This window comes from Clostridium ljungdahlii DSM 13528 (assembly GCF_000143685.1).
GTDB lineage: Bacteria > Bacillota > Clostridia > Clostridiales > Clostridiaceae > Clostridium_B > Clostridium_B ljungdahlii.
Map to the genome: position 1 here is coordinate 2,331,158 of NC_014328.1, position 11,892 is coordinate 2,343,049.

The following is an 11,892-nucleotide window of genomic DNA, read 5'->3' on the forward strand; positions in this document are numbered from 1 at the left end:
TTTTTAATTTGTAAAGAAATATGGCATTAATCTTGTGTATATTTACCATATATGTTGTCTAGATCGCTTTTGTAATTGAAATTGGTAAACATGCTTAGTGAATTATCATATTTTTCTTTTATAGTTTCTGGTATATATTTTATATTAGTGCCTTCTATTATTTTTCTAATAGATAATCTTCCAGAATCTATACCCCGTTTGAAATAAGGTACAAGATCTTTAGAATAAAAAGAATACAAGGGCTCTATATCTTTTCCATTGTGAGCCATTATAACATGAAATTTTTTTTCTTTTGTAAAATTCATCATGTATTTTATATATTCTAAATTTACAAAAGGCATATCACAGGCTATAAAAAATGTATATGGAGATGAAGAATAATTGAGTCCTGTAAATATTCCACCTGCGGGTCCATATTCCTTTTTTAAGTCTTCTAGTACAGTGTATTTTATATTTCCAAATTTATATTTGTTTTCAGCTACAAAAACTACTTCATCAAATATATTCTCCAACTTTTCTGCTGTTATTTCTACTAGAAATTTATCTCCTATTTTTATTTTACTTTTGTCAAATCCCATCCTGCTACTTTTTCCACCACACAAAATTACTGCTGTATATTTTTCTTTCAAGTTTTTCCCTCCTAAGTGCGTTTTCTTTTATATTTTATCATTTATTTTTTGTAATATCTAGTTTGGTTTACATTTTTTTAATTTACATAATATTTATACTGTTAACTAATTGTATTTATAAGACAAATATAAGATTTTACTAAAAAAATTCATTCATTTTTATCAAAAAAATATATACTATAAATATATATATGCTACTATATATTTAAACTACAAAATTAGCTAGAAGGAGACTTTTTAAAATGTTTGATTCTAATTACAAACCTATGGACAAAATACTATGGAAAGGTAGAGTTGATAGTGAAACTAATTTTGATGCCTTCAGATGGCATCAATGGATTAAGTGCATTGATTTAAGAAAAGATAATCTTTCTCCTTATACCGGTAAGCTGGGATTTGGTTTTATTGGATTCTGCTGCGATGAAGGTGTAAGACGCAATAATGGAAGAACAGGTGCTTCAAAAGGCCCAGAAAGTATTAGAAAAGAAATGGCAAACCTTCCTTGTTTTTTTACAAAAGACGTTAATTTATTTGACTTTGGCAATATTATTTGTGATGATAATTCTCTAGAAGAAAGTCAAGATCTACTTTCAAAAGCAGTATCTAAAATATTAAGTTTAAATCTTTTTCCTATAATTCTAGGAGGAGGTCATGAAACTACTTTTGGAAATTACAAAGGAGTATTAAATAACTTAAGTAAACATACTAAAACTCCTGACATTGGTATTATAAATTTTGATGCTCATTTTGACCTTAGACCTTATGAAAAAGGTGCCAGTTCAGGAACAATGTTCAGACAAATTCATGATCTCAATGCAGATAAGGGAATTGACTATTCCTATTTTTGCATGGGTATACAAAATCACAGTAACACTGTAGATCTTTTTAAAACAGCACATAAATTTGGAGTAAAATATGTACTAGCTAAAGATGTAACTAACGATACTGAGTGGAATACCTTAGATAAGCTGAATGACTTTATTAAAGAGCATGAGGACATTTACATAACAATATGCTCTGACGTATTTACTTCATCTTATGCACCTGGAGTAAGTGCTACCCAATCCCTGGGACTTGACCCAGAAAAAGTTTTAAAATTCTTAAAATACATATTAAAATCCAACAAAGTAGTAAGTTTTGACATATGTGAAGTTTCTCCTAGGTTTGACCAGGATAAAACTACGGCAAATTTAGCTGCTGTCATAATATTTTCAGTAGTAAATACATTATCTACAATAAATAATCTATTTGTAGGTTATTAAAAAATGTGTCCTGCTTTAAAAACAGGACACATTTTTTAAATTTTAAATTTTTTAACTATACTATTTAACTTTTCTGCTAATTGCTCTTCCCTTTCGGCTGTTGATACTATTTTCTCTATATGTGCAGAGGTTTCATCAATGTTTCCTCTTATTGTCTCTGCATTTTCAGAAGATTTAAATGCATTTTGTGCCATATTTTGTACTACATCATTCATTTGGCTTACAGTAGCATTTAATTCCTCTGACATAGACGCTACATCATAAGACATCTTATTTAAGAATTCAGCATCCTTGTAATACTTGTCTCCTGTATCTCTGAAAGCTTCTAATTGGGGATCTACATTTTCGTGTATAAAATCTAGTATATCATTTCCGTTACCCGAGCAAGACTTAAAAGCTTCATATACCTTTGAAATAGTACCCTGAATAGCTACAACAGCCTGTGAGGACTGTTCTGCAAGTCTTCTTACCTCACCTGCTACTACTTCAAATCCTTTGCCCTTTTCCCCTGCTCTAGCTGCTTCTATAGCTGCATTTAATGCCAATAATTCTGTGTTTTCTGCTATACTTGCAATGGTATCTGCCATAACTTTTATATTTTCTACTACTTTGATGTCCTCAATTACTTTTAGCATTTTTTCTCGTTTTTCTTCATACATTTTTCTTGTTTTCTCTATGGATTCACCTGTTTTATTTCGTATATCCACAGCTGTATTTTGAATTTGTTCTGCACTACTATTTCCTTCTACAGCCCTTTCAGATAATTGGTTTACATTCCCACCTATTTCTTCTATAGAGGCACTGATTTCTTCTGATACTGCGCTTGTTTCCTGTATGCTGTCTACTATATTTTTCACTGCACTATTCATAGTTTCAGACTTTAAAGATAACTGCTCTGCAAGCTTAGTTAATTCCGTACTGGATTTATTTATATCATCCGAATCACCCAGTATTTCTTTTATAAGTTGAACTAGCTCCTTATGCATTATATTAAAAGAATTTGATAGTTTTCCTATTTCATCTTTATAATTTAGCAGGTAATTATATTTATCATCATAAGTCAAATCAAACTTAGATATTTTATCTGCCATCTTTGATAGAGACAATATAGGATCCCCTATTTTTTTACCAAAATATACAGAAACCATAAAAGCCGCAATTATACATAAGGCAATAATTATTATAAAGGATTTTACTAAACTTTGAAGTGCTTTAGTAAGTTCGGATACAGGTACTGAAAATCCAACTGTCCAGCTGGTAGATGGTATTTGGGAAGTTACAAAATATTTTTCACCACCATCATAATCTTTTAACTTTACAAAATTATTACTTAAAATATTTTTAAATTGTCCATTCATGACATTATTCACATTTTCAAGTTTCTTTTCCTTAGGCTGAAAATCCTTGCTGGGGTGAATTATAAAATTATTATCATTATCTATTAGAAATCCATAGCTATTATTTATTACCTTTGCTTTTTGAATGATGTTAGTAATTGTTTCCAAATTAATATCACAGGCTAAAACACCAACTATATTCCCATTTTGAAATATAGGTCTAGCTATAGTTATAACCATTTTTTTTATATCCATATCTAAATAAGGAGAAGAATAGATTATTCCTTTTTTTTCTACAGCTTTCTTGTACCAGTCTCTCTGTGTACAATCATATCCAGCTGGAGGAACCCATCCACCGGCATCAATATTGCTTTTATCTGCAGCTCCTATATATATGTCTGTAGCAGATTTATTATCTTTTAATTTTTCCTGAAGATAACTGAGCTCACTACTTTTTTGTACAATACCTATATTTTCTACAGAGTCTCCAATTTCATTTACTATTTTTCCCTCGCCATCAAACCATTTATCAATTGACTCTGCATATTTGTCTGATGAAACTAAAATCTTATCTTTGGCTTGACTAGTAACAACTCGATAAGATATGTAATATGTAACTGCAGACGATATCAATAAGCTAAAAATGCATATTAATGAAGCAAGCAATACTATTTTTGATTTAATACTTTTCATAAATATTCTCCTATTTTGTTATATTTTTCTTAAATTATTATAGCTATCACAATAAAATGTACTAACTTAAAGCATATGAAAAGACACATTTTTAAAAAGTGCCTTTTCATATGCTAAATATTACTACATTACATCATAAATTGTTTTAAATTAAACTCTATTTTAATTTTTCCTCTATAATTTCCATAATTTCTTTCTTTTTATCAGTGCTCTTTTTCAACAGCTTGCTGCATTCATCCGTCATTTTTTTCTTATAAACTTCATCTTTGATGCCCTGAATATTTATCTTTACATTAAGTAGTGCTCCTTCTATTGCCGTCTCCGTTAATGAAGCTGCAACACCAGCATCAGAAATTGCATTTTTATTTCCATAGTTTACTGCTATGGCTATATAGGAATATAATTTATAAGCACTCTTTGCTACTTCAAAAGGTATATTTTGTGCATTTTCATTACCTTTTTTTATAGCTTCTTTTCTAAACTTTATTTCCTCTTCTGTTTTTTTAGGCATCTTGTATGCTTTCATCAAGGATAAAAAAGCATCTGTGTCTTTTTCCATAAAATTCAAGAAATCTTTTTTGCACAAGCTAACTTCCTCTAAGGAAGTATCAATATTCTTTTTTATAGAATCATCGTATTCTAAATATTCCTTTTTACCTATAGTCAAATTAAAAACCATACTTGCTAGAGCACTAGCCATACTTGCTGAAAGAGCAGCAATGCTTCCCCCACCCGGTGCTGGTGAATTAGAACCTAACTCGTTTATAAAATCTTTTAATTTTAAATCTTGCAGCATATTTTTTCCTCCTAAGCAAAAAAATTTTTTAATATACTAGCAGTCGACTTTATCTTCCATCAAACACAATGTAAAATGTGCTTAAAATAAATTCAATTCATTATTTATTATAAAAAGGCACATTTTCACTATTTATAAAATGTGCCTTTTATAAATTATTTTAATTATATATTACAATCTTTTGTTTATACATTAAAAATCTATACCCTAATTTTTATCTCCAACACAATTATGTTTTTCATCATTTAATATACTGTGTTTCATTCCATAAGCAAAGTATAATAACAAACCTACTCCAGTCCATATAGCAAATCTAATCCAAGTAACACCTGGCAAACTTATCATAAGATATAGACAACATAGTACTGTTAATATTGGTACAAACGGAACTCCCGGACATTTAAATTTTCTTTCAACATTAGGCAAAGTTTTTCTGAGAACAATTACTCCTATGGATACAAACAAGAAAGCCGATAATGTACCAATATTACATAAATCAATAATCACGTCAAGTGGGAAAAGTCCACATATAACAGCTGTTATAACTCCTGTTATTATAGTACATATACCTGGCGTACTATGTTTCTTGTTTACACTAGAAAATGCTTTAGGCAGTAATCCATCTCTTGCCATAACCATAAATATTCTAACCTGTCCATACAATATTACAAGAATTGTAGAAATCATTCCAACAACTGCACCTACACCAACTAATGCAGAACCCCAATTGATTCCCACTCTAGCTAAAGCAGCTGGAAGTGCATTAGTTATATCTATAGCTTTAAATGGCACCATTCCTGTAAGTACACATGCAACAGCTACATATAATACAATAGTTACACCTAAACAAATAGCGAGTCCAATAGGAACATCTCTCTTAGGATTTGCTGTTTCTTCTGCAGCAGTAGATACTGAATCAAAACCTATAAAAGCAAAGAATATAATTGCAGCACCGGACATTACACCTTTCATTCCGTATGGTGCAAAAGGATGATAATTTGCAGGATTTATATGAGTTACGCCAATAAATATGAATATAAGTATTACAGCTACTTTTATAGCAACTATAATATTGTTTACTTTAGTACTTTGAGTTACACCAATATATAATACCCATGTTATAGCAGCAACAATTAAAACAGAAGGTAAGTCAACAATTCCGCCTTTAAGTGGAGAAGCGGTAATTGCTGCAGGTAAATTGATACCACAGGATTTTAAAACCCCAACAAAAGTACCAGACCATCCTGAAGCAACTGCTGCTCCAGAAACAAGATATTCAAGCATTAAATTCCATCCAATAATCCAGGCTATAATTTCACCAAAAGCAACATAGCAATAGGAATAAGTACTTCCAGCAACAGGAAACATAGTAGCAAGTTCTGAATAAGTAAGTCCGCAGAATCCACTTGTAATAGCAGCTATTATAAATGACATTATAACTGCAGGTCCTGCTATTTGAGCCCCTTGTCCTGCAGAAACAAAGACGCCGCTGCCTACTACGGAACCAATTCCTAAGCATGCTAAATCCATATAATTTAGTTCCTTTTTAAGTCCACTTTTTTTTACAGAAACGCTAAAATCCTCCACGGTTTTTTTCCTAAATAAATTCACATCTAATCCCCCCATATAATTAGTTTAGTAGTTAATTTAAAACATATTTTCAATAACCAAAACGCGTACTAGAAAAGTGGTAGATGAAAATAACACTTTAATAATAACCCTGTTCATCGAATATCTTTATTCAAATTTAACGGACTAGCTATATTTTATTGGTGTTAAAAATGTTAAAATTAGATAAACGATTACATTGATAAAAATTTAATTTTCCATAGTATAACATATTACAGCATGATTTGTATAAGGTACTTGATTTATAACTGGACACAAAATGAATTTTATATTCATTTTAATGCCAGCCATAAATTATTAAATACCTAGCCTCAATCTATTTCTACTATTAATAGAATTATGATTTTCAAGTATCCTGAACTTTATTTTATATTCCTAAATTTACTTTTTCTTCAACTGCTTTTAGAAGTTCTCCACTTGTTATAAGTTCATCACATTTTTCCAATTCTTTATACATAATTTTATCTTTTTCTATAAAGCTTACTTTATTTCTTACTACATTATATGCTTCCTGAGTACCTTTACCAAGCTTAAGTCCATCTCTAAAATCTATAGCCTGACAAGCAGCCATAAGTTCTGTTGCAACTACTCTTGTTGCATTGTTTACAATTGCTAAACTCTTTCTTGCTGCAATAGTGCCCATACTTACGTGATCTTCTTGGTTAGCTGATGAAGAAATAGAATCTACACTTGCTGGATGTGCAAGCACTTTGTTTTCTGATACCAATGCTGCTGCTGCATACTGTGTAATCATAAATCCTGAGTTAAGTCCACCGTTCTTTGCTAAGAAAGGAGGCAAATCATTTAATTGGTAATTTACCAATCTTTCCAGTCTTCTTTCTGATATGTTAGCAACCTCTGACATTGCAATTCCAAGGAAATCAAAACTTAAAGCCATAGGCTGTCCATGAAAGTTTCCTCCCGATATTACATCCGCATTGTCAAATATAATGGGATTATCTGTAACGGAATTTATCTCTATTTCTACTTTATTTTTAACATAATTTACAGCATCTTTGCTGGCACCATGAACTTGTGGTACACACCTTAAAGTATAAGCATCCTGTACTCTTAAGTCACCTTGATTAGTCATAAAAGAACTGCCTTCCGTTAGTGCGTTTATATTTTTAGCTGTTTGAATTTGACCTGCATGCGGTCTTAACATATGTGTCCTTAAGTCAAAAGCATCTCTTACTCCTCTTAAAGCTTCTATAGTAAGTGCTGCTGTAATATCACTAACTTTTAAAAGATTTATAGCTTTATACAAAGCTAATGAACCTACTGCAGTCATTACCTGAGTCCCATTTATAAGAGCTAAACCTTCTTTAGCTACAAGTTCTACTGTAGCTATTCCTGCCTTTTCCATAGCTTCTTTTCCAGGTAAAATTTCACCTTGGAACTCAGCTTCTCCTTCCCCAAGCATAGGTAATACCATATGTGCTAAAGGTGCTAAATCACCAGAGGCTCCTAAAGAACCCTTTTCCGGTATACATGGATGTACACCTTTATTTAACATATCTAAGAGAGTTTCAAAAACACTAAGTCTTATTCCTGAATATCCTTTAACTAGGTTATTTGCCCTCAATAACATTATTGTCCTTACTACTTCTTTTGGAAACTTTCGTCCAGCACCGCATGAATGGGACATTATTAAGTTTTTCTGAAGTGTTTTGCATTCTTCTCCTGATATAGTTACATCGGAAAATTTTCCAAATCCAGTAGTAATTCCATACTTTGTATCATTTCTCTCAACTATGCCATCTACTACTTTTCTTGATTTTTTAATTTTTTCCTTAGCTTCTTCTGTAGCAGAAACCTTATATCCGTTGTATGCAACATTTATAATATCCTCTATAGTAAGATTTTCTCCATTTAAATTAATAGTTTTCATATCTTATATTACCTCCTAATGTCATTATGCTAATTTGTTTTCTATAACTTTCTGTTTTTTATCTTTACTTTTTAATATACTAACTGTCCATTTTTTACTACAACTGTACCATCTTTAACTACTGTATCTACTGCATTTACACCAAAATGATAAATTAAATAATCTAGGTTTTTTGCATTAAATATAGATATATCGGCTTTTTTACCTTTTTCAATACTTCCTATTTCTTTCTCTTTTGAAATTGCAACTGCTGCATTTATAGTCATTGCATTTATTATTTCTTCTGGCAGCATTTTAAGTCCAAAGCATGCAAAAGTCATTGTACTTTGAAGGGATTCTGTAGGAGAAGTACCAGGATTGCAGTCTGTAGCAAGTGCAACTATAACTCCCTCTTCTATCATTTTCCTTGCCCGTGCAAATTTATTTAACATCAAGTAAAAAGAAGTCGTAGGTAAAAGTACTGCAACTACTTTATTATTTGCAAGTGATTTTATACCTTCGTCAGAAGCTGACACTAAATGTTCTGCAGATACTGCTTTAATCTCACCTGCAAGTTCTGCTGCTGATATGGATTCCACTTCATCTGCATGAATTTTAGCCTTAAATCCAGCTTTCTTGCCTGCTTCTAAAATTTTTCTTGCCTCTTCTACTGAAAATACACCTTTTTCACAAAAGCAGTCAATGAATTCTGCTAAGTTTTGTTCTTTAACATATGGAATTACCTTATTTATTATAAGGTCTATGTATCCATCCCTGTTATCTTTAAATTCTTCTGGAACTGCATGAGCACCTAGATAAGTAGAAACTATACTAATTGGGTGTTCGTCATTTAAATTTTTATTTACATTCAGCATTTTTATTTCATTTTCAAAATCAAGTCCATAACCTGATTTACTCTCAACAGTAGTAGTTCCGTGTAAAAGCATTAAATCCAATCTCTTTTTAGTTTCACTTTGGATCTTCTCAAGAGAAGTATTTCTCACACTGTTTACAGTGCTTAATATTCCTCCTCCAGCTTTCAATATATCTATATATTTTACATTTTTCAGCTTCAAAGATAATTCAAATTCCCTTGACCCTGCATATACCACATGGGTATGGCTGTCTACAAGACCTGGCGTAACAGTTTTACCTTTTCCGTCTATTACAACTTCACGGTCATTTAAATACTTTTTGTATCCATCGCCGCTGCCAACATCTACTATTGTATCATTGTCTGCAACTATGTATCCATTTTTAATTATTTGTGCATCTTTTAACTTTTCTTTTGTCTTTGGATAACTGCCGGCACAAGTTACAAGACAATCTATATCTTTAATTATCATACTAATTCCCTCCCTTCAAAAATTTTATCCGATGACTACCTGCTCTAATACTCCCACGCACACAGCGAAAGCGACTATCACCAAATCAAAGATTTGGGATATCTGCTTTTCTCTTAGTTGGAGTAAATAGCAGCTACGTCCCTGGATAACGATTTCTAAGTATGAGTTGGAGTCAAAACTCCATCTCATGCCAAGAACTCTGTTTATAAAAGTACTTTTACTTTTGAAAATACTTACTTACTGCTTTCTTTACATCTTCCTCATTTGTTAAATATGGAAGAGTTACATGATCTGTTCCCTTATTATTTTTATTGAATTCTACTACTGTTTCAATAGCATGCTCATTTCTTGCCCAAGAACGTCTTGAAACACCACTCATTACATCCCAGCTTAATGCTGATTTTATTATTTCATCTGCTTTATGGCTTCCATCAAGTATAAGTCCAAAGCCTCCGTTTATAGATTTTCCTATACCAACGCCGCCTCCATTGTGGAGTGCAACTAAGCTCATTCCCCTTGCTGCATTTCCTGCATAACACTGGACAGCCATATCTGCCATTACATTACTTCCGTCTTTAATATTTGAAGTTTCTCTAAATGGAGAATCTGTTCCACTTACATCATGGTGGTCTCTTCCCATCATTACAGGTCCAATTTCACCTTTTCTTACCATTTCATTAAACTTAAGTGCAATATTTATTCTACCAGTTGCATCCTGGTATAGTATCCTTGCCTGGGTTCCAACTACCAACTTATTCTTTTCTGCATCCTTTATCCAGTTATAGTTATCTCTATCCTGGTATCTTCTATTTGGATCTATACATTCCATGGCAGCTTTATCTGTTTTTATTAAATCTTCACTCTTTCCACTTAAGCATACCCATCTAAATGGTCCATATCCGTAGTCAAACAGTTGAGGTCCCATTATATCCTCTACATAGGAAGGGAATATAAATCCATCCTTTTCATCTATTCCATTTTTGGATATTTCTTTAACTCCTGCATCATATACTGCTTTCATAAAGGAATTTCCATAGTCAAAGAAATATGTTCCCTTATCTACAAGAGCTTTTATTAATTCAAAATGTCTTCTCAAACTCTTATCTACTAATTTATCAAACTTTTCTCTATCTTCTGCAAGAAGTCTTGTCCTTTCTTCAAAGCTAATTCCCTGAGGACAGTATCCACCTTCATATACGGCATGACAGGAAGTCTGGTCTGACAATAACTCTACTTTTATATTATTTTTAACTACGTATTCCAGCAAATCTACTATGTTTCCATGGTATGCAATGGACATAGGTTCTTTTTTCTCCATGTATTCCTTTGCAACCTTAAATATTCTATCAAGGTCAGAAGATGATTCTTTTACCCATCCTTGATTAAGTCTTGTGTCAATTCTAGACTGGTCTACTTCTGCTATTATGCCTACTCCATTTGCTATTTCTATAGCCTTTGGCTGAGCTCCACTCATTCCTCCAAGACCTGAAGTTATAAATAAATGTCCTCTCAAGTCTCCATCGTTCGGAATACCAAGCTTCATTCTTCCTGCATTCAATAATGTATTAAATGTACCATGAACTATACCCTGTGGTCCTATATACATCCATCCTCCTGCAGTCATCTGTCCATAGTTTGCAACTCCCATTTCTTCTGCTATTTCCCAATCCTTTTGATTGTCAAACATTCCAACCATCATGGCATTTGTTATTATTACTCTAGGTGCTTCTGGTTTTGATTTGAACAGTCCAAGAGGATGTCCTGATTCAACTACTAAAGTTTGATCTTGAGTCATAACTTCCAAGTATTTTTTTATAAGTCTATACTGCATCCAGTTCTGACAAACGCTTCCTGTCTCTCCATAAGTAACTAATTCATATGGATATAGAGCTACTTCAAAATCTAAGTTATTTTCTATCATAACTTGGAAGGCTTTACCTTCTGTACATTTTCCCTTATACTCGTCTATAGGTTTTCCATGTATTCTTCCTTCAGGTCTGAATCTATATCCATAAATTCTTCCTCTTGTGGTAAGCTCTTCTAAAAATTCTGGTATTAATTGTTCATGGTATTTAGGTGGTATATACCTTAGAGCATTTTTTAAAGCAATTTCCGTCTGGGATTGTGTCAAATTGAATCCTCTATCCGGTGCCCTTCTTATGCCTTCTACAAATTTTGGCATTTCAGGTAATTCATCATCTAGTTTTACAGTCATAGCTTCACTAACATCAATGTTCTTAATCATATCATGTCCTCCTATGTTAAATATAATAATTTCATTATATTTAAACTATTTGTAATATAAAAAATTTAATGAAATTTATCTTTGC

At 32.0% G+C, this 11,892-nt stretch carries 8 protein-coding genes; 1 reads left to right on the forward strand and 7 read right to left on the reverse strand.

The window, feature by feature from the left end; genetic code table 11:
• Positions 1-26: 26 nt before the first annotated feature.
• Positions 27-629 carry a molybdenum cofactor guanylyltransferase gene (locus CLJU_RS10510; protein WP_013238791.1) on the reverse strand — a complete coding sequence of 201 codons (603 nt, stop codon included), beginning with the start codon at positions 627-629 and terminating at the stop codon, positions 27-29.
• 242 nt (positions 630-871) lie between these two features.
• On the opposite strand from CLJU_RS10510, the gene hutG reads away from it, so the two are divergent.
• The gene (gene hutG, locus CLJU_RS10515; protein ID WP_013238792.1) at positions 872-1,891 is read left to right on the forward strand and encodes a formimidoylglutamase; all 1,020 of its coding nucleotides are present in this window, start codon (positions 872-874) and stop codon (positions 1,889-1,891) included.
• 35 nt (positions 1,892-1,926) lie between these two features.
• Here hutG and CLJU_RS10520 read toward each other — a convergent pair whose 3' ends face one another.
• The 6 genes from CLJU_RS10520 to CLJU_RS10545 all read right to left on the reverse strand — a co-directional run bounded on the left by CLJU_RS10520 (position 1,927) and on the right by CLJU_RS10545 (position 11,807).
• A complete protein-coding gene (locus tag CLJU_RS10520; RefSeq protein ID WP_013238793.1) occupies positions 1,927-3,921 on the reverse strand; it encodes a methyl-accepting chemotaxis protein in 1,995 nt (664 codons plus the stop codon).
• Positions 3,922-4,078: 157 nt separating this feature from the next.
• Positions 4,079-4,717: a cyclodeaminase/cyclohydrolase family protein gene (locus CLJU_RS10525; RefSeq protein WP_013238794.1), complete on the reverse strand. Its 639-nt coding sequence runs from the start codon at positions 4,715-4,717 to the stop codon at positions 4,079-4,081.
• A 207-nt stretch (positions 4,718-4,924) separates the two neighbouring features.
• Positions 4,925-6,328 carry an APC family permease gene (locus CLJU_RS10530; RefSeq protein ID WP_013238795.1) on the reverse strand — a complete coding sequence of 468 codons (1,404 nt, stop codon included), beginning with the start codon at positions 6,326-6,328 and terminating at the stop codon, positions 4,925-4,927.
• Positions 6,329-6,713: 385 nt separating this feature from the next.
• A complete protein-coding gene (gene hutH / locus CLJU_RS10535; protein ID WP_013238796.1) occupies positions 6,714-8,237 on the reverse strand; it encodes a histidine ammonia-lyase in 1,524 nt (507 codons plus the stop codon).
• 71 nt (positions 8,238-8,308) lie between these two features.
• The gene (hutI, locus tag CLJU_RS10540; RefSeq protein WP_013238797.1) at positions 8,309-9,562 is read right to left on the reverse strand and encodes an imidazolonepropionase; all 1,254 of its coding nucleotides are present in this window, start codon (positions 9,560-9,562) and stop codon (positions 8,309-8,311) included.
• Between the two features lie 217 nt (positions 9,563-9,779).
• Positions 9,780-11,807, reverse strand: a complete 2,028-nt coding sequence (locus tag CLJU_RS10545; protein ID WP_013238798.1) for a urocanate hydratase — start codon at positions 11,805-11,807, stop codon at positions 9,780-9,782.
• Positions 11,808-11,892 lie beyond the last annotated feature (85 nt).

Excerpts from the sequence above, each read along its gene's own strand:
- hutH (WP_013238796.1), bottom strand. The coding sequence starts at position 8,237 with ATGAAAACTATTAATTTAAATGGAGAAAATCTTACTATAGAGGATATT.
- hutG (WP_013238792.1), top strand. The coding sequence starts at position 872 with ATGTTTGATTCTAATTACAAACCTATGGACAAAATACTATGGAAAGGT.
- CLJU_RS10520 (WP_013238793.1), bottom strand. The coding sequence starts at position 3,921 with ATGAAAAGTATTAAATCAAAAATAGTATTGCTTGCTTCATTAATATGC.
- hutI (WP_013238797.1), bottom strand. The coding sequence starts at position 9,562 with ATGATAATTAAAGATATAGATTGTCTTGTAACTTGTGCCGGCAGTTAT.
- CLJU_RS10545 (WP_013238798.1), bottom strand. The coding sequence starts at position 11,807 with ATGATTAAGAACATTGATGTTAGTGAAGCTATGACTGTAAAACTAGAT.
- CLJU_RS10525 (WP_013238794.1), bottom strand. The coding sequence starts at position 4,717 with ATGCTGCAAGATTTAAAATTAAAAGATTTTATAAACGAGTTAGGTTCT.